This window comes from Cytobacillus oceanisediminis 2691 (genome assembly GCF_007678455.1).
Classification (GTDB): domain Bacteria; phylum Bacillota; class Bacilli; order Bacillales; family Cytobacillaceae; genus Mesobacillus; species Mesobacillus oceanisediminis_A.
On record NZ_VEEP01000005.1, the window covers coordinates 254,208 to 272,630 of the forward strand.

The 18,423-nt window shown below is 46.0% G+C and carries 17 protein-coding genes, 1 tRNA gene and 1 other annotated feature; all 18 genes read left to right on the plus strand.

The genetic code is table 11. The annotated features are described in order from the left end of the window. Positions 1-13: 13 nt before the first annotated feature. The 18 genes from FS736_RS12270 (at position 14) to FS736_RS12355 (ending at position 18,063) form a co-directional block, all read left to right on the plus strand. Positions 14-1,084: a GerMN domain-containing protein gene (locus tag FS736_RS12270; RefSeq protein WP_144477623.1), complete on the plus strand. Its 1,071-nt coding sequence runs from the start codon at positions 14-16 to the stop codon at positions 1,082-1,084. Positions 1,085-1,197: 113 nt separating this feature from the next. Then, the gene (gene rph, locus FS736_RS12275; protein WP_144477626.1) at positions 1,198-1,953 is read left to right on the plus strand and encodes a ribonuclease PH; all 756 of its coding nucleotides are present in this window, start codon (positions 1,198-1,200) and stop codon (positions 1,951-1,953) included. A gap of 13 nt (positions 1,954-1,966) precedes the next feature. Then, the gene (locus tag FS736_RS12280) at positions 1,967-2,560 is read left to right on the plus strand and encodes an XTP/dITP diphosphatase (RefSeq protein WP_144477628.1); all 594 of its coding nucleotides are present in this window, start codon (positions 1,967-1,969) and stop codon (positions 2,558-2,560) included. Positions 2,561-2,565: 5 nt separating this feature from the next. Continuing rightward, positions 2,566-3,090, plus strand: a complete 525-nt coding sequence (locus FS736_RS12285; RefSeq protein WP_144477630.1) for a metallophosphoesterase — start codon at positions 2,566-2,568, stop codon at positions 3,088-3,090. Between the two features lie 120 nt (positions 3,091-3,210). Then, positions 3,211-3,287: transfer RNA gene (locus FS736_RS12290), tRNA-Arg, on the plus strand. A gap of 326 nt (positions 3,288-3,613) precedes the next feature. Beyond that, positions 3,614-4,516, plus strand: a complete 903-nt coding sequence (gene ilvE / locus FS736_RS12295) for a branched-chain-amino-acid transaminase (protein WP_144477633.1) — start codon at positions 3,614-3,616, stop codon at positions 4,514-4,516. A 74-nt stretch (positions 4,517-4,590) separates the two neighbouring features. After that, positions 4,591-4,827: a binding site (T-box leader), on the plus strand. Between the two features lie 85 nt (positions 4,828-4,912). Beyond that, entirely contained in the window at positions 4,913-6,628 is a 1,716-nt protein-coding gene (gene ilvB, locus FS736_RS12300) for an acetolactate synthase large subunit (protein ID WP_144477635.1), read from the plus strand. Next, positions 6,625-7,140, plus strand: coding sequence for an acetolactate synthase small subunit (gene ilvN, locus FS736_RS12305; RefSeq protein WP_144477637.1), 516 nt, complete (start codon positions 6,625-6,627; stop codon positions 7,138-7,140). Before ilvB ends, ilvN begins: the two co-directional genes overlap by 4 nt. 38 nt (positions 7,141-7,178) lie before the next feature. Continuing rightward, on the plus strand, positions 7,179-8,201 hold the full coding sequence (gene ilvC, locus FS736_RS12310; RefSeq protein WP_144477639.1) for a ketol-acid reductoisomerase: 1,023 nt from the start codon (positions 7,179-7,181) through the stop codon (positions 8,199-8,201). Continuing rightward, positions 8,188-9,726, plus strand: a complete 1,539-nt coding sequence (locus tag FS736_RS12315) for a 2-isopropylmalate synthase (protein WP_144477641.1) — start codon at positions 8,188-8,190, stop codon at positions 9,724-9,726. Before ilvC ends, FS736_RS12315 begins: the two co-directional genes overlap by 14 nt. 33 nt (positions 9,727-9,759) lie before the next feature. Then, complete coding sequence (leuB, locus tag FS736_RS12320; protein WP_144477643.1) at positions 9,760-10,872, plus strand: 3-isopropylmalate dehydrogenase; 1,113 nt, start codon at positions 9,760-9,762, stop codon at positions 10,870-10,872. Positions 10,873-10,945: 73 nt separating this feature from the next. Next, positions 10,946-12,355 carry a 3-isopropylmalate dehydratase large subunit gene (leuC, locus tag FS736_RS12325; RefSeq protein WP_144477645.1) on the plus strand — a complete coding sequence of 470 codons (1,410 nt, stop codon included), beginning with the start codon at positions 10,946-10,948 and terminating at the stop codon, positions 12,353-12,355. 209 nt (positions 12,356-12,564) lie between these two features. After that, positions 12,565-13,161, plus strand: a complete 597-nt coding sequence (gene leuD / locus FS736_RS12330; protein ID WP_144477647.1) for a 3-isopropylmalate dehydratase small subunit — start codon at positions 12,565-12,567, stop codon at positions 13,159-13,161. 155 nt (positions 13,162-13,316) lie between these two features. After that, complete coding sequence (locus FS736_RS12335) at positions 13,317-14,339, plus strand: tetratricopeptide repeat protein (RefSeq protein WP_186326765.1); 1,023 nt, start codon at positions 13,317-13,319, stop codon at positions 14,337-14,339. 157 nt (positions 14,340-14,496) lie between these two features. Next, positions 14,497-15,786, plus strand: coding sequence for a trigger factor (gene tig / locus FS736_RS12340; protein ID WP_144477651.1), 1,290 nt, complete (start codon positions 14,497-14,499; stop codon positions 15,784-15,786). Between the two features lie 56 nt (positions 15,787-15,842). After that, positions 15,843-16,022 carry a hypothetical protein gene (locus FS736_RS12345; RefSeq protein WP_144477653.1) on the plus strand — a complete coding sequence of 60 codons (180 nt, stop codon included), beginning with the start codon at positions 15,843-15,845 and terminating at the stop codon, positions 16,020-16,022. Between the two features lie 362 nt (positions 16,023-16,384). Continuing rightward, a complete protein-coding gene (gene clpX, locus FS736_RS12350; protein WP_144477655.1) occupies positions 16,385-17,650 on the plus strand; it encodes an ATP-dependent protease ATP-binding subunit ClpX in 1,266 nt (421 codons plus the stop codon). A 200-nt stretch (positions 17,651-17,850) separates the two neighbouring features. Next, positions 17,851-18,063, plus strand: a complete 213-nt coding sequence (locus FS736_RS12355) for a hypothetical protein (RefSeq protein WP_144477657.1) — start codon at positions 17,851-17,853, stop codon at positions 18,061-18,063. Positions 18,064-18,423 lie beyond the last annotated feature (360 nt).

An 18,423-nucleotide genomic window follows, 5' to 3' on the forward strand; every position in this document is an offset into this window, starting at 1 on the left:
TGGAGGGATTTATATGTCAAAAAATAAAAAGGCTGTGGTCGTTACAGCTGCTACATTGGCAACTACTGTATTCCTGTCAGGCTGTGGTCTATTCGGGGGCGAGGAGAAGAAGAAGATCGACCCGCCTCAGGACGTGACTCTCATGGAGAATGGGGAAGCGCTTGATGAAAATGTTACGACTGAAACAAAAGAGAATGGTAAAGAAGCGGTGGAGACATCCATCCAGACAGAACTGTACCTGATTGATAAAAATGGATATGTCGTCTCCCAGACGATGGAACTTCCAAAAACAGAGAGTGTCGCCAAGCAGGCATTGGAATACCTCGTGGCCAATGGCCCTGTGGAGCAAATGCTCCCTAATGGCTTCAGGGCCGTCCTCCCAGCTGACACGCAAATGACACTGAACATCAAGGACGGGACAGCAACGGTTGATTTTTCAAAGGAATTCGCAACCTACAAAAAAGAGGATGAGAAAAGAATCCTTCAAGCGGTGACCTGGACGCTTACACAATTTGATTCCATCGATGAGGTGAAACTCCAGATGAATGGCACGCCGCTCGAAGCGATGCCTGTGAATGGAACTCCAATCGGCGAAGAGTTGAGCCGTGCTGATGGCATCAATGTCGACAATTCAGATGTCGTAGATATCACTAATACGAAAGCAGTGACCGTTTATTATATTGGCGGTGAAGAAGGCGCGTACTACTATGTTCCGGTAACCAAGCGTGTCAGCAATGATCAGAAAGATAATATCACTGCCATTGTCAATGAGCTTGTTGAGGGTCCAGCATATGCTTCGAATCTGCTGTCGGATTTCCAGTCCGGTGTGAAGCTGCTTGATGAGCCAAAGATCGAAGATGGCAAGGTAACGTTGAACTTCAACGAATCTATTTTCGGAAGCCTGGAAGAAAAAATGGTATCTGAACATCTGCTGAATTCTCTTGTGTTGTCACTGACAGAGCAGGAAGGTGTCAAGAGTGTGGCACTGACGGTGAATGGAAAGGCAGATGTGCTGTCAGAAAAGGGCGAGAAACTGGCAGAGCCAGTCACAAGACCTGAAAAAGTAAACACAGGTAGTTTTTAATAACAAAATTTTGATATACTAATTAAAGACATTCAAAGAGGCAGGCGATTTTCCTGCCTCTTATTTATTGTTGTTCCAGGCAAACTGCTTGAACATGCTAAGGAGGGCTTTAAATGAGATACGATGGGCGAGAACCCTTACAATTAAGACCAATACATATAGAAACCGATTATTTAAAACACCCTGAGGGCTCTGTGCTGATTTCTGTGGGCGATACGAAAGTAATCTGTACCGCGAGCATTGAGGATCGGGTGCCGCCATTCATGCGCGGCGAGGGAAAAGGATGGATCACGGCTGAGTATTCCATGCTGCCTAGAGCGACAGAGCAAAGGAATATTCGTGAGGCGGCAAAAGGGAAAATTTCTGGAAGAACAATGGAAATCCAGCGTCTGATTGGCAGGGCTTTGCGCGCGGTCGTGAATCTGGAGGCTATTGGCGAGCGGACGGTCTGGGTTGACTGTGATGTCATCCAGGCAGATGGAGGCACCCGGACGGCATCGATTACAGGAGCATTTATTGCCATGGCACAGGCTCTTGAGAAGCTTAGTAAGCAAAAGAAGCTGTCTGCTTTCCCGGTAAATGATTTACTGGCAGCAACAAGCGTTGGTGTCTTGAAAGATGGAAAAGTTGTTGTGGACCTGAATTATGTAGAAGATTCGGCTGCCCATGTCGACATGAATGTGGTGATGACGGGCAATGGAGAATTCGTTGAATTGCAGGGAACAGGAGAGGAAGCTACATTTTCCTACAGTCAGCTGCAGGAGCTATTGAAGGCTGCACAGGATGGGATTACGGAATTATTCGAATTGCAAAAGTCTGCACTCGGTGAGGAATTGGCCGCAAAGATCGAGAGAGCAAAAAAGCGCTAGGGGAGATCTAAAAATGGAATCAGTTATTATCGCAACAAAAAATAAGGGGAAAGCAAAGGAGTTCGAGAAGTTATTTTTGCCTAAAGGACTTACTGTAAAAACACTGCTTGACTACCCGGAGCTTGAGGATGTTGAAGAAACTGGTTCGACTTTCGAGGAGAATGCAGTCCTGAAAGCCGAGACAATTGCCAGAGTACTCGGAGTCCGGGTGATCGCAGACGATTCAGGACTTGAAATTGACGCGCTGGATGGCCGCCCTGGTGTCTATTCGGCACGATATGCAGGAATTGAAAAGAATGACGAAGCAAACATCGACAAAGTTCTCGATGGACTTCAAAATGTGCCAGAAAACGAACGGACTGCCAGATTTTGCTGTGCATTGGCGATGGCTGAGCCTGGCAAGGAAACATTGACGGTTTTCGGGACATGTGAGGGGAGAATCCTTCGTGAACGAAGGGGCAGCAATGGATTTGGCTATGACCCTATTTTCTTCGTTGAGACAGAAGGGAAAGCCATGGCAGAATTGACTTCAGAGCAAAAAAACAGCATCAGCCACCGGGCCAATGCGATCAGAAAACTGGATGAAGTTCTCAAGGAACGGGAGTAAACGATATGAGTAAAGTGCTGATTGTCAGTGACAGCCATGGGTCAACAGAGGTGCTGGAAGGAATCGAAAGAGAGCACGGAAGGGATGTAGACCTGATGATTCACTGCGGTGATTCGGAGCTTTCCGAGAAGGATCCTGCCATTATGAATTTCAGGTCAGTCAAAGGGAATTGCGATTTTTACGGCAATTATCCTGACAATGAAGTCCACGACTTAAGCGGCCTGAAAATTCTTGTGACACACGGGCATTTATACTCAGTGAAATCCACACTCGTGAACCTGTACTATAAGGCCAAAGAAGCAGAGGCAGATATTGTTTGTTTTGGACACTCGCATATTCTCGGTGCTGAAATGGTCGATGATGTGCTTTTCATCAACCCGGGAAGCATCAGACTTCCTCGCGGCAGAATTGAAAAGACCTATGTGATCCTCGAGCTGGACAGTAATAAAGTCTTATTTAGGATCTTTGACTATGGTAACGGAGAATTATCCGACTTAAGGCAGGAGTTTACACTTCACAAAAAAGACTGATACTACTATAATAGTTTTCTGAGGGGAATCAATCTTTCCCCTCGGAAAAAAGTTTAGGTTTCATATTGACATTTTGTTATTAGCCTAATATAATAAATCTTGTCTTTAAAAAACAACTATGTCCCAGTAGCTCAGCCGGATAGAGCATACGCCTTCTAAGCGTACGGTCGGGAGTTCGAATCTCTCCTGGGACGCCATTTAAACTACATACCTTAACTCACCTTCATGGAAGGTGAGTTTTTTTTATGCTCAGGAACCCTAAAGAGAAAAAAAATAAAAAATTATAAATGTGAATATATCAACAATGTAAGCGTATACAGATTGGTCAACAAGTCAAAATTATCAAATAATTTAGAAAAAGGGTGTTGACGAGGCTGATAAATGGGCGTAAGATAATCCTCAAATATAAAAATACAAGTTTCACCAATGCAGTTTTTGCAACAGCCCATTGTGTAAAATTGTATTTTTTTTAAACCTAATTTTATTCATTTAAAGCGTCTATTCATTAAAGGAGTGTTGTGTTGTGCCCGAGCAGTGGATCTACTTAAACGGGGAATTCGTCACCAAGGAAAATGCTAAGATTTCGGTATATGATCATGGATTTTTATACGGAGACGGTATTTTTGAAGGGATACGGGTATACAGCGGCAATATTTTCAGGATGGAAGAACATATGGACCGTCTTTACCGGTCAGCTAAATCCATCATGCTGAATATGCCACACTCTAAAGAGGAGTTCACTGATCTTGTAGTAGAGACAGTAGAACGGAACCAATTAAGAGATGCCTATATCCGGGTGGTCGTGTCACGGGGTGTTGGTGACCTGGGACTGGATCCGTATAAGTGCCCTAATGCGAATGTCGTTATCATTGTGGAGCCGCTGTCCATCTTCCCGAAGGAATTGTATGAGAGCGGACTTGAGATTGTTACGGTGGCGACTAGAAGAAACCGTCCTGATGTTTTAAGCCCGAAAGTGAAGTCACTGAATTATTTAAATAATGTCCTCGTAAAGATTGAGGCGCATCTGGCCAATGTGAGCGAGGCTCTGATGCTGAATGACCAGGGCTATGTTGCCGAGGGGTCCGCGGATAATATTTTTATCGTAAGAGGCAACACTTTCCTTACCCCGCCTAGTTATGTAGGGGCCCTTGAAGGAATCACAAGGAGCGCGGTGATTGAAATTGCTTCTAAACTAGGATACGAGGTGAAGGAAGAACCGTTTACCCGCCATGATGTTTACACGGCAGATGAAGTGTTCCTTACCGGAACTGCAGCCGAAGTGATCGCCGTTGTCAAAGTGGATGGAAGAGTCATCGGCGATGGGATGCCAGGCGAGCATACCCAAAACATCCTGAAGGAATTCAGGGCTACTGTTGTAGCCGATGGCATCCAGGTCTATCCGGAGACAGCCCATCAAGTCAGTTAAATATAGTTTTATGTCAAGCTTAGTTGATTATGTTGCAAACAACATCAACCTATCTGGGTTTTTAATCGAATATAGATAAAGCGAAGACAGGGACAAGTAATTCAATGCGATCAGCATGCACAGAGAGCCGGGTTAGCTGGAAGCCGGTGATGCCGTATTGAATGAACTCACCCTGGAGCGCCAGTTTGAAAGGATACTAGTAAAACTGGTCGAGTGCAACGCACTTGTTATCAAAATCACGAGCGCACGCGTTAAGCGTGAAGAAGGGTGGTACCGTGGAACAAGGAGATAAAGCCTATTCCATCCCTTTGCCTGGGAAACCTTAGGCATATGGAGATGGATGGGCTTTTTTATTTTGAAAAAATACAGTGAATCCAAATATGGGAGGTTCGATAAATGGAAGCTGCCTTGAAGGAAACAAAGGCTAAAACGAGTAAAGTGAGCGGCGCAGATTTGCTGCTAAAGGCTCTGGAAAAGGAAAACGTCGAAGTCATTTTCGGCTACCCAGGAGGAGCTGTCCTCCCGATTTACGACAAACTCTATGATTCTAAGATCCTTCATGTGCTGCCAAGACATGAACAGGGAGGAATCCATGCGGCTGAAGGATATGCGCGGATCAGCGGGAAACCGGGTGTGGTCATCGCAACTTCTGGTCCGGGCGCGACCAACATCATCACCGGCATTGCCGATGCGATGATGGATTCGCTGCCGCTGGTCGTTTTCACCGGCCAGGTGGCGACAGGGGTCATCGGTACAGATGCCTTCCAGGAAGCTGACATTCTGGGAATCACCACCCCAATCACGAAGTATAACTATCAGGTCAGGGAGATCAAAGACATCCCACGGATCATCAAGGAAGCTTTTTATATTGCGACAAGCGGCCGGCCTGGTCCGGTGGTCATCGATTTTCCAAAGGACCTTGCGTCGGGAATACTGGCAGAACCGGAGTCGGCAGATCAGGAAATTTATTTACCAGGTTATCAGCCGACAACGGAGCCGAATTTCCTGCAAGTCAGAAAGCTGTCAGAAGCAGTCAGCAAGGCAAAAAGACCAGTCATCCTCGCTGGAGCTGGCATCCTTCATTCAAAGGCATCAAATCTATTAAAAGAATACGCTGAACAGCAGAACATTCCGGTTGTCCACACACTGCTGGGCTTGGGTGGATTTCCGGCAGGACATAAACAGTTTATGGGGATGGCGGGGATGCATGGCTGCTATACGGCCAACATGGCTCTCTATCATTGTGACTTGCTGATCAATATCGGGGCACGCTTTGATGACCGGCTGACAGGCAACCTGCAGCACTTTGCGCCAAAAGCAACTGTCGCCCATATTGATATAGACCCTGCGGAAATCGGGAAGAACGTGCCTACGAAGATTCCGGTTGTAGGAGATGCCAGGGAAGCTTTAAAACAGCTGCTCAAGCTCGAAGGGAAACCTCCGCAGCAGCAAGAATGGATTGAAACTCTGGAGTCCTGGAAAAATGAATTTCCTTTTCATTACGAAGACAATGAAATTCTAAAACCGCAAAAGGTCATGGAACTGCTATATGAAAAAACAGCAGGCGAAGCGATTGTCGTTACCGATGTCGGTCAGCATCAAATGTGGGCTGCTCAATACTATCAGTTCAAAACAGCTGATCGATGGGTCACCTCAGGAGGGCTCGGAACAATGGGATTTGGTCTTCCAGCCAGTATAGGCGCACAGCTGGCAGACCCGCAGGCTTGCGTAGTCGCCGTTCTCGGTGATGGCGGTTTCCAGATGTCAACCCAGGAGCTGGCTGTGATTGCCGAATTCCAGCTGCCGATCAAGATTGCGATTTTCAATAACAAGGCACTTGGGATGGTAAGGCAATGGCAGGAGATTTTCTACCAGGAAAGGTATTCTCACAGCAAAAATCCGATACAGCCATCCTTCGTAAAACTGGCTGAAGCATATGGCATCAAAGGGTTTGAAATCCACTCCGAAGCTGAAGCGCATGCCATCCTGGATGAAGTGCTCAATGACAATGAACCGGTGCTGCTCGATTTCAGGGTCGATGGAGCTGAAAATGTATATCCAATGATTGCCCCAGGAAAAGGAATCCACGAAATGGTGGGAGTGAGGAAATGAAGCGAATCATAACGATGACGGTCCTGAACCGGCCCGGAGTCTTGAACAGGATCACCAATCTTTTTACAAAACGAAATTACAATATTGAAAGCATTTCGGTTGGTCTTACAGAGCAGGAAGGAGTCTCCCGGATGACCTGTGTTGTCCATGTGGAGAATGACGGGATGGTTGAGCAGATCACGAAGCAGTTGAACAAGCAGATCGATGTGCTGAAGGTGGCGGATATCAGCGACCAGGCGATAGTCGCCCGTGAGCTGGTTCTTGTGAAAGTGCCGGTCCTTCCCCAGAATCGGGCAGAAATCTACTCCATCATTGAACCATTCCGGGCATCAGTGATTGATGTGAGCAAGGATAGCATCATCATCCAATTGACAGGTGAAACGGAAAAGATCGAGGCATTTATCGATCTGATCAAACCATATGGAATCAGGGAGCTGGCCCGGACTGGAACGACTGCATTCCCGCGGGGGAACCAGCGGACCAGCCAGCAAAAAACATTTTCTTTTGTCTGATCAAAAACCAATTTTTAAAATAGAAAGGGAGAGAGAATATGGCGAAAATGTACTATAACGGTGATGCAAATGAGGCTTATTTCAACGGAAAGAGGGTTGCGGTTGTCGGTTATGGCTCACAGGGACATGCGCACGCACAGAATCTCCGCGACAGTGGCGTTGAGGTTGTTGTTGGCTTAAGATCAGGAAAGTCATGGGAAAAGGCTGTTGAAGATGGCTTTGAGGTCAAGACAGTGGCTGAAGCAGTTGCCTCATCAGATGTGGTCATGGTATTGCTGCCGGATGAGCGGCAGACAGCAGTATACAAAAATGAAATTGAACCCCAGCTTTCAAATCAGGCTTTGATGTTTGCCCATGGTTTTAATGTCCATTTTAACCAGATCGTTCCGCCGGAAACTTGTGATGTGTTGCTGGTCGCTCCAAAAGGGCCGGGACATCTTGTCAGAAGGACATATGAAGAGGGGGCAGGCGTTCCAGCGCTTTTCGCCATCCATCAGGATGTATCGGGAGAAGCAAGGGAACTAGCGCTCGCTTATGCAAAAGCAATTGGAGCATTAAGGGCCGGAGCATTGGAAACAACCTTCAAGGAGGAAACGGAAACAGATCTATTCGGGGAGCAGGCTGTGCTTTGCGGCGGGTTGACTTCACTCGTTAAATCGGGTTTTGAAACACTTGTCGAAGCAGGATACCAGCCGGAGCTGGCATATTTTGAAACGATGCATGAACTGAAGCTGATCGTTGATTTGATGTATGAAGGCGGATTGGAAGGAATGCGCTATTCCATTTCTGACACGGCACAATGGGGCGATTTTGTCAGCGGGCCAAGGGTTGTAAATGATCAGGTGAAAGCGGAAATGAAAAAAGTTTTGACAGACATCCAGGAAGGAACCTTTGCAAAAGGCTGGATTGAAGAAAACGAAAACAACAGACCGGTCTTCAATGCGATCAATGAAAAAGAAAACAGCCACCAGATTGAAGAGGTGGGAAGAGAACTAAGAAAGATGATGCCGTTTGTCAACAAACAAAAGCAGAGAGAAGTGGCTGCCAGTGCGAAAAATTAAAATTTTTGATACGACATTGCGTGATGGGGAGCAGTCAGCCGGGGTCAATTTGAATTTCACGGAAAAACTAGAGATTGCCAGACAGCTTGAGCGGCTGAATGTCGATATCATTGAAGCCGGGTTTCCGGCCGCTTCCAAAGGGGATTTTGCCTCAGTTGCGGAAATTGCCCGTGAGATCAAAGACTGTTCGGTGACAGGGCTCGCGCGCTCGGTTATAACGGATATTGACTCTGCGTGGGAAGCCTTGAGGCATGGTGCAGAACCAAGATTGCATCTTTTTATCGCAACTTCGCCTATTCATAGGGTCCACAAGCTGAAGCAGACCAAAGAAGAAGTGATCGAAACAGCGATAAGAACGGTGAAATATGCGGCAGCCAAATTCCCGGTCATTCAATGGTCTGCTGAGGATGCTTGCCGGACTGAGCTTGATTTCCTGGCTGAGATTGTTGAAGAGGTGATCAGGGCAGGTGCAAATGTGATCAACATTCCAGATACTGTTGGATATATCTCTCCGCAGGAATATGGACAGATTTTTACTTACTTGCAGGAACACGTTCCTTCTATTAGTAAGGTCGAACTTTCAGCGCATTGTCATGATGACCTTGGGATGTCAATCGCCAACTCCCTTGCCGCTGTATCTGCGGGTGCTTCACAGGTGGAAGGAACCATTAACGGAATTGGCGAGCGGGCAGGGAATGCAGCACTCGAAGAATTCGCTGTTGCCCTCCATATCCGTAAAGATTTTTACGAGGCGGAAACAAGGATGAACCTCAAGGAAATCAGCAGAACAAGCAGCCTTGTCAGCAAGCTCACGGGTATGGCGGTTCCGGCGAACAAAGCGGTGGTCGGCCGGAATGCCTTCGCTCATGAGTCGGGAATCCACCAGGACGGAGTGCTGAAAGAGAAAACGACTTATGAAATCATTTCTCCAGAGCTGGTCGGCCTTCAGAATAACTCGATGGTACTCGGAAAGCACTCTGGACGACATGCATTCCGAAACAGATTAAATGAAATTGGGCTATCTGTTCCAGAACAAGAGATCAATCACTTATTCTCTGTATTCAAGGAGCTGGCAGACCGGAAAAAGGAAATGACTGATGATGACCTTGCAGCCATCATCCTCGAAGAGAAGCTGTCTAAAGAACAGCAGTATTACCGGCTCGATTCCATTCAGGTACAGTACGGGACCAACCAGGTACCTACTGCAACGGTCACCCTGTCTGGCTGTCAGAATGAAAAAATCCAGGAAGCTTCAACAGGCTCCGGAAGTATCGAAGCTTTATATAATACGCTTGAAAAATGCATGGAAGAAACAGCGAGCTTGTTAGATTACAGGATCCAGTCAGTCGGGGCGGGCAGGGATGCTCTTGCACAGGTTTACGTGAAACTGGATTTCGGGGGAATCGAGACAAGCGGAAGAGGCCTCGCACAGGATGTGCTTGAAGCTTCTGCGAAGGCGTATCTCAATGCTGTCAACAGAGTCCTTTATATGGAAGAAACAAAGAAGGTTGCCGTTAACGGCTGATCAACAACTACTAAAAAAGTGGAGGCGAGTGTAATGGAAAAAAGGATCGCAATCCTGCCAGGAGATGGCGTAGGTAAAGAAGTAAGCAAGGGGGCGGTCACGATCCTCCAGGCAGTAGCCGAGCTTTTCGGGCACAAATTCCATTGTGTGTATGGAGAAATTGGCGGCGCAGCCATCGATGAGTATGGAACCCCGCTTCCGGAGCACACCCTGGATCTTTGTAAAACCAGCGATGCTGTTCTTTTAGGGGCAGTAGGCGGACCGAAATGGGATGGGATGCCCGGGCATCTGCGTCCTGAAAAAGGGTTGTTGAAAATCAGGAAAGAGCTTGGATTGTACGGGAATGTCCGGCCAGTCCAATATTACTCCAGTATTTCCGGTGTATCTCCGCTTCGCGAGGAAGTCGTCGAGGGTGCTGATATGGTCGTAGTCAGGGAACTGACAGGCGGGCTTTACTTCGGGAAACCGAGTGAGCGGACAGTCCAAAAAGGTGAAGCTTCTGTAGTAGATACTTTGTTTTACCAGAAAAAAGAGATGGAGAGAGTCATTCGCTACGCGTTCGAGCTGGCCGCAACGCGCAAAAGCAAGGTCACTTCAGTGGATAAGGCCAATGTCCTGGAATCAAGCCGAATGTGGAGGGAAACAGCTGAAGAAATCGCGAGAGAGTTCCCGGATGTGCAGCTTGACCATATGCTCGTGGATAACGCAGCAATGCAGCTGATCAAAAATCCTCGGCAGTTCGATGTAATTGTAACAGAAAACATGTTTGGAGATATTTTAAGTGATGAAGCCTCGGTGCTGACCGGATCGCTTGGCATGCTGCCGTCAGCCAGCGTTTCAGTCCAGGGACCATATTTATATGAGCCGATCCATGGTTCAGCACCAGATATCGCCGGAATGAATGCTGCCAACCCAATCGCGATGATCCTTTCAGCTGCGATGATGCTGAGAATGTCTTTTGGGCTGGATGAGGAAGCAGAAGCAGTCGAGAACGCCGTGAAGCAGGTTCTTGAATCAGGAAGCAGGACACGTGATATCGCTGTAATGGGAAGCTTCCCGGTCACAACTGAACAAATGGCCGAAGAAATCAAAGCTGCCCTTCTTGATAATGAAGCAATTTTCAATATCATGGGTGCTTATGCTTAAACCGGTGTTAATGATTCTAAGATCTTAACTGAGTATAAATCTATCTTATATACAAATGAAAGGGGAGGGTATTTTGGGAAAAACGATCATTGAAAAAATCTGGGAGAAGCACGTCGTCCATATGGAAGAGGGCAGGCCGGACCTATTATACATTGACTTGCATCTTGTCCATGAAGTGACCTCCCCGCAGGCTTTTTCAGGGCTGAGGATGAAAAATCGGACAGTAAGGAGGCCTGACCTGACATTTGCGACGATGGACCACAATGTTCCCACCCTTAATCGCCGGGAGATCAATGACCAGGTTGCCAGGAACCAGATGGACACATTAAGGAATAATTGCGAGGAGTTCGGAATTCCGCTCGCTGACCTTGACAGTCCGGAACAGGGAATCGTCCATGTCATCGGGCCTGAGCTCGGTTTGACGAAGCCAGGGATGACCATCGTCTGCGGAGACAGCCACACATCGACACACGGAGCCTTCGGTTCACTTGCCTTCGGGATAGGAACAAGTGAGGTTGAACATGTACTTGCTACGCAAACGCTCTGGCAGACAAAACCGAAAACATTGAAAATAGAAGTTTCCGGCTCACTCGGCCCTGGAGTCAGCGCCAAAGATGTCATTCTGTTTATTATCGGTCAATATGGCGTCAAATTCGGTACAGGATATGTTATTGAATTTTGCGGCGATGTGATCAGGAATATGTCGATGGAAGAAAGGATGACGCTTTGCAATATGTCAATCGAGGGCGGGGCAAAAGCATCAATCGTTGCTCCTGATGAAAAGACTTTCGCCTACCTTAATGGAAGGAAGTATGCACCACAGGGAGATGCGTTTCTTGATCATATCCTTGAATGGCAGAAGCTTGCCTCTGATGAAGATGCGGAGCATGACGATGTGATTGAAGTTGATGGAAGAGAAATCGCACCGATGGTCAGCTGGGGAACGAACCCAGCGATGACGGCCCCGGTTACGGAAAGAGTGCCATATTTAGCAGAATGTGAAACGGATGCAGAAAAGAAATCCGTTCAAAGAGCCTTTGAATATATGGGACTTGAGGAAGGTCAGCTTATCAAAGATATCCACGTGACGAAAGTATTCATCGGTTCCTGTACGAATTCAAGGATCGAGGACCTCCGTGCTGCCGCCGAGATTGTCAAAGGGAAGAAGGTCGCTGCAGGAGTAAATGCGATTGTCGTACCAGGTTCCCAGCAGGTGAAAAAGGCAGCAGAAGAAGAAGGCATAGCCGCTATTTTTATCGAAGCAGGATTTGAGTGGAGGGAATCAGGCTGCAGCATGTGCCTCAGCATGAATGCTGATATCGTACCAGCCGGGGAGCATTGCGCCTCCACTTCAAACCGGAACTTTGAGGGAAGACAGGGTGCTGGAGCACGGACGCATCTAGTGAGCCCGGCTATGGCAGCTGCAGCTGCGCTTAACGGACACTTTGTTGATGTCAGGTCGATGGCTGGAGTAACGGTTTAGTGTTTATACCAAATAGTGACTGATGGCGCAATTAATGACCATGAGTATTGCAATTAACGGCACGAAAGACACTATTCTCGCTATCTTTTAATGCAAAGTCTTCCAGAAGAAAGAATAGCTTAAAAAATAGTCCGGAACTCTACGCAATTTCCGGCCGCTTCCTAAAAGTTAATTCGCAAGGAAAAATTTTACGATGAAAGGAGCCTGAAATGTCCAGTTTTAAAGAAATGACAGGAAAAGCTGCTGCAATGGACCGGACCAACGTAGATACAGACCAGATCATTCCGAAGCAATTCCTGAAAAGAATCGAGAAGACCGGGTTTGGTCAATATTTATTTTACGACTGGCGCTTCAAGCCAGATGGTGAACCAGATGAAAGGTTCGAACTCAACCACCCTGCCAGCCAGGGAGCATCGATTTTAATCGCCAACGAAAATTTTGGCTGTGGCTCCTCCAGGGAACACGCGCCATGGGCATTGCAGGATTATGGGTTCCGGGTGATCATTGCTCCATCATTCGCAGACATATTTAAGCAGAACTGCCTTAAAAATGGAATTCTCCCTGTGGTATTGTCTGAAAAGGAAGTAACCTGCCTGCTTGGAAAAGCAGCCGGGCAGGAGTATGAGATGACCGTTTCGCTTGAGCAGAAATGTGTTTATGACAATGAGGGTTTTAGGGCAGAATTTGAAATTCACCCTTACTGGTATAATATGCTCCTGAACGGATGGGACGAAATCGAATTGACCCTCCAGCTCGAAGGAAGCATTAAGGAATATGAGGATGGGGTTGCGAAGATAGGATGCTAGTTTTGGCAACTAAACTTTATAGAAATTAAAAGATTCACAGGCTCTGCTTGTGAATCTTTTTGTTTTTTCCAGAAATCGTGCTACACTTTCTAAAAAGCTGAAGTGCAAAATCGATTACCAAATAGATATTTTTTTATAAGTAAGGCGGTATGTGTATGAAAAAACGGGATTCAAATAAGGATAATCTGATCCTGTTTCCCGGTCTGGGAAAGAGGCTTTTGGAAAAAGGCCTGGATTATTTAAAACAGCAAAAGTACAGGGAAGCCATTCAATGTCTGGAGCAAGCCCTGGAGCACGAACCTGAGAACAGCGATATATATGTAGGACTCATACTCGTCCATTATGAAACGGGCAACCTAAAGATGGCCAAGGAAATCGCGGCGGATATGCTAAAGAGCGGCCGAGGTGATTATATCCAGGTGATCGAAATGTATTTGATGATCCTCGTCCAGTTGAATGAGTACAGTGAAGTAGTTACTGCGATTGAAGCATTGCTCGAAGATCGGGAAATCCCTGTTGATAAGCATGAGCATTTTATGAAAATGCTTGAGTTTGGCCGAAAGATGAAAGATGGGACAGAAAAATATGAGACTGCTGAGATGGATGATGAACAACCAGAAGAACAGGAACTAGATCTGTTTGAATCGGAAGACATAAATAAGCAGGTTTTGGCTTTAGGAAGTCTCACCAATGTGAACATTCGTCCGTTCATCAAGGTTTTGAAAAAATTTGCAGGTTCAGAAGAGGGCCATCCCTTTATAAAAACCATGCTGGTCAATATATTGAGAGAACAAGAGTATTCAGAGGAAATTGGTGTAAGTAAATTCGGCTGGAATGAATCTTTTACCCCCACTCATTTACCTGATGTGAAGGAGTACATTGAGGACAGCGGAGTGCTTCAGTTATTAGCCGATGAGATTGAAAATGATGATCCTGTATTGTATGACCAGGTGCAAAGCCTCGTTGAGCGGTATTTTTTTCTGGTTTATCCGTATAAAACTCCTGTCGGCAAGCCTGCTGCCTGGGCTGCTGCAGTTCATTTCACTGCCAACGAGTACTATGGATTTGATGATCCGCTTGAGGAGTTTGCTGATCTTTACGGCAGTCACCATGTTGAAGCAGCAAAGGTTCTTGAGTTTATCAGAGAGTTAGAAGAAATTTCTTACCCGATAATATAGTCCAGGCTGTTGAAACGAAATAAACCTGTGTTATAATGTAGTGGTTGTATTATGTAAAAATCATTCTATTTTACATTTAATCTGGAATATTGCTTGGTTAACAAGAGTATTCATCGTCGAATGAAAATGACAATAGATTATTGTTGGAGGGAACTGTATGTCTGCAAAGGTAGAAAAAAGAGAAGGGAACCAAACGGTTCTAACAATTGAAGTAGATGCAGAAAAGGTCAACCAGGGTCTTGACGCTGCATTCAAGAAAGTCGTTAAGCAAATTAACGTACCAGGATTCCGTAAAGGAAAAATGCCACGCCAAATGTTCGAAAAGCGTTTCGGCGTAGAATCTTTATATCAGGATGCAATTGATATCCTTCTTCCAGAAGCATATGCAAGTGCAATCGACGAAACTGGAATCGAGCCAGTTGACCGTCCTGAAATCGATGTAGAACAAATCGAGAAGGGCAAGAGCCTGATCTTCAAGGCAACTGTAACAGTTAAGCCGGAAGTGAAGCTTGGCGAATACAAAGGACTTGAAGTAGAAGCATTCGACACAAACGTTACAGATGAAGAAGTAGAGAACGAATTGAAAGCAATGCAAGAAAAGCAGGCTGAGCTTGTTGTTAAAGAAGAAGGCACAGCTGAAAATGGCGACAATGTTGTCATCGATTTCGAAGGATTCGTTGATGGCGAAGCTTTCGAAGGCGGCAAAGCTGAAAACTATGCACTTGAACTTGGTTCAGGTTCATTCATTCCAGGTTTCGAAGAACAACTAGTTGGAACAGCTACTGGCGAAGAAAAAGATGTAGAGGTTACTTTCCCAGAAGAGTACCATGCAGCTGAACTTGCTGGTAAGCCTGCAACTTTCAAAGTGAAAGTTCACGAAATCAAAGGAAAAGAACTTCCAGCTCTAGATGACGAGTTCGCTAAAGATGCTGACGAAGAAGTTGAAACTTTAGATGAGCTTAAAACAAAAATCAAAGATCGTCTTGCACACGACAAAGCGCACCAGAAAGAACATTTCGAGCGCGACACTGTTGTTGAAAAGGCAGCAGCTAATGCTGAAATCGAAGTTCCTGAAGCGATGATCGACACTGAAATCGACCGCATGGTGAACGAATTCGAACAGCGCCTGCAAATGCAAGGCATGAACCTTGACCTGTACTACCAGTTCTCAGGACAAGATGAAGCTGCTCTTCGCGAACAAATGAAAGAAGAAGCTGCTACACGCGTTCGTGTGAACCTGACTCTTGAAGCAATCGCAAAAGCTGAAAACATCGAAGTAACTGATGAAGAAGTAAATGCAGAGCTTGAAAAGATGTCTGAAATGTACAATATGACTGCTGACCAAATCCAGGCAGCACTAGGCGGAAGCCTTGAAGGAATCAAAGGCGATCTTCAACTGAAAAAAGCAGTTGATTTCCTTGTAGAAAACAGCAAAACTGTTGCATAATATTAGAAAAGCGTAAGCGCCTTGGTCAGCCCCGACAAGCACTGGAGGGCCGACCGGTGAAGTCGTTCCTTGACTTCATTGGGCGGACCGAAATCGAAAAGTATAGCCGACTGTCCAGAAACGCAGAAACTGGAGACTTCGACAAAGAAGCGCTTTTTGCTTCTGCCGGCGGAGTTGAAGTTTCGGAGTTTCTAGGAGGCGACACTAGACAAGTGACTCGAGGGGCTAGGCGCTGAAGCTAGACATTTCTCAAAGTGAATTTTATACTTAGTATAAAAGATAGAAACAAGGCGCGAGTAAATCGTGCCTTGTTTTCTACCATTATCACCAATATACATACATAATTTTTTAGCAATTTCCTGTAAGCCGATTTAATGGCCGGATTTATGGTTAAGATGAGTTAGTACATATTTTTTTTTCGATTCATAAGCGCGAACCTGAAATAGCCGAGGGTTATTATTTCCTGTACCCTGGCAAAATATGATACAATGCAATACATACCTGCTACAATGCAGCAGAAAAACCGTCACTTAACTGTTCGTTTGCTTATGAATCGCAGCTTTATATATGTTTTAGAAGTTCTCAAGGGGTGAAGGCATTGTTCAAATTTAATGATGAAAAAGGACAGCTCAAATGTTCTTTCTGCGGCAAGACTCAGGATCAGGTCCGCAAGCTGGTAGCCGGTCCAGGTGTCTATATCTGTGACGAGTGTATTGAATTATGCACAGAAATCGTTGAAGAAGAACTTGGTACTGAAGAAGAAGTTGAGTTCAAGGATGTTCCGAAGCCACAGGAAATCCGTGATATCCTTAATGAGTATGTAATTGGCCAGGACCAGGCGAAGAAAAACCTTTCTGTAGCCGTTTACAACCACTATAAGCGTATCAACTCAAACAGCAAGATTGATGATGTTGAACTGTCAAAGAGTAATATTGCGATGATTGGGCCGACAGGTAGCGGAAAAACCTTACTTGCCCAAACATTGGCTCGTATTCTTAATGTTCCTTTCGCAATCGCGGATGCAACATCATTGACTGAAGCAGGATATGTCGGTGAAGACGTTGAAAATATCCTGTTGAAACTGATCCAATCAGCTGACTATGATGTGGAAAAAGCTGAAAAAGGAATCATTTATATCGATGAAATCGATAAAATCGCAAGAAAATCCGAAAACCCATCTATTACAAGAGATGTATCCGGTGAAGGCGTGCAGCAGGCGCTCCTTAAAATTCTTGAGGGAACAGTTGCAAGCGTTCCGCCACAAGGTGGACGAAAGCATCCTCATCAGGAATTCATCCAGATTGATACAACGAATATCCTGTTCATTTGCGGCGGGGCATTTGATGGTATCGAACAAATTATCAAACGCCGCCTTGGCCAGAAAGTAATCGGCTTCGGCGGTTCTGATAAAAAAGAAGAAGACCTAGACAAGAAGGAATTGCTGTCAAAAGTGCTTCCTGAAGACTTGCTGAAGTTCGGTTTGATCCCTGAATTCATTGGCCGTCTTCCAGTGATTGCGAGCCTAACTCCGCTTGACGAAGAAGCACTGGTTGAAATCCTGACAAAGCCGAAGAACGCACTTGTGAAGCAATATCAGAAAATGCTTGAGCTGGACGATGTCGAGCTTGATTTTGAAGATGATGCTTTAATCGAGATTGCGAAAAAGGCAATCGAGCGCAAGACGGGAGCACGCGGACTGCGTTCCATTATTGAAGGCATCATGCTTGATGTCATGTTCGACCTTCCATCACGTGACGATATTGTTAAGTGCATCATCACGAAGGAAACAGTCGAGAACAACATGCCGCCAAAGCTAGTCCTAGAAGACGGTACAGTCCTGAAAGACGAAAGAAATTCAGCTTAATGCTTCTTAAATCCCGGTGAGTGCTCACCGGGATTTTTTAGTGTGAAAAATTCCGATTGCTGGGACGATCGGAGGTGAACTTCGGACAGGTTTGGTGGTAGAAGAGTAAAAGCTGTCCGAACTAGAGCCTACTTCCGACAGGTTTAGTAGTGGAAGAGTAAAAGCTGTCCGAACCCGGGTCACCTTCGGACAGGTTTGGAATGAATAGAGAAAAAGCTGTCCGAACCAGAGCCACCTTCGGACAGCTTGGGTGGTGGAAGAGGAAAAGCTGTCCGAACCAGAGCCACCTTCGGACAGCTTGGGTGGTGAAAGAGGAAAAGCTGTCAGAATCAGAGGCAACTTCGGACAGGTTAAGTGTTAAGAGAGGAAAAGCTGTCAGAATCATGGCGAACTTCGGACAGGTTAAGTGTTAAGAGAGGAAAAGCTGTCAGAATCAGAGGCAACTTCGGACAGGTTTAGCGGTGGAAAGGGAAAAGCTGTCAGAATCAGAGCCGACTTCGGACAGGTTTAGTGGTAGAAGAGGAAAAGCTGTCCGAACTAGAGCCAACTTCGGACAGGTTTAGCGGTGAAAGAGGAAAAGCTGTCAGAATCAGAGGCAACTTCGGACAGGTTTAGTGGTAGAAGAGGAAAAGCTGTCCGAACTAGAGCCAACTTCGGACAGGTTTAGCGGTGAAAGAGGAAAAGCTGTCAGAATCAGAGCCAACTTCGGACAGGTTTAGCGGTGAAAGAGGAAAAGCTGTCAGAATCAGAGCCAACTTCGGACAGGTTTAGCG

Bases quoted from the DNA above. Each gene is read 5' to 3' on its own strand.
- FS736_RS12355 (WP_144477657.1), top strand. From the start codon at position 17,851: ATGAATAGAGAAAAAGCTGTCCGAACCAGAGCCACCTTCGGACAGCTT.
- ilvN (WP_144477637.1), top strand. From the start codon at position 6,625: ATGAAGCGAATCATAACGATGACGGTCCTGAACCGGCCCGGAGTCTTG.
- leuB (WP_144477643.1), top strand. From the start codon at position 9,760: ATGGAAAAAAGGATCGCAATCCTGCCAGGAGATGGCGTAGGTAAAGAA.
- tig (WP_144477651.1), top strand. From the start codon at position 14,497: ATGTCTGCAAAGGTAGAAAAAAGAGAAGGGAACCAAACGGTTCTAACA.
- FS736_RS12280 (WP_144477628.1), top strand. From the start codon at position 1,967: ATGGAATCAGTTATTATCGCAACAAAAAATAAGGGGAAAGCAAAGGAG.
- rph (WP_144477626.1), top strand. From the start codon at position 1,198: ATGAGATACGATGGGCGAGAACCCTTACAATTAAGACCAATACATATA.
- FS736_RS12270 (WP_144477623.1), top strand. From the start codon at position 14: ATGTCAAAAAATAAAAAGGCTGTGGTCGTTACAGCTGCTACATTGGCA.
- FS736_RS12285 (WP_144477630.1), top strand. From the start codon at position 2,566: ATGAGTAAAGTGCTGATTGTCAGTGACAGCCATGGGTCAACAGAGGTG.
- ilvB (WP_144477635.1), top strand. From the start codon at position 4,913: ATGGAAGCTGCCTTGAAGGAAACAAAGGCTAAAACGAGTAAAGTGAGC.
- FS736_RS12335 (WP_186326765.1), top strand. From the start codon at position 13,317: ATGAAAAAACGGGATTCAAATAAGGATAATCTGATCCTGTTTCCCGGT.
- leuD (WP_144477647.1), top strand. From the start codon at position 12,565: ATGTCCAGTTTTAAAGAAATGACAGGAAAAGCTGCTGCAATGGACCGG.
- ilvC (WP_144477639.1), top strand. From the start codon at position 7,179: ATGGCGAAAATGTACTATAACGGTGATGCAAATGAGGCTTATTTCAAC.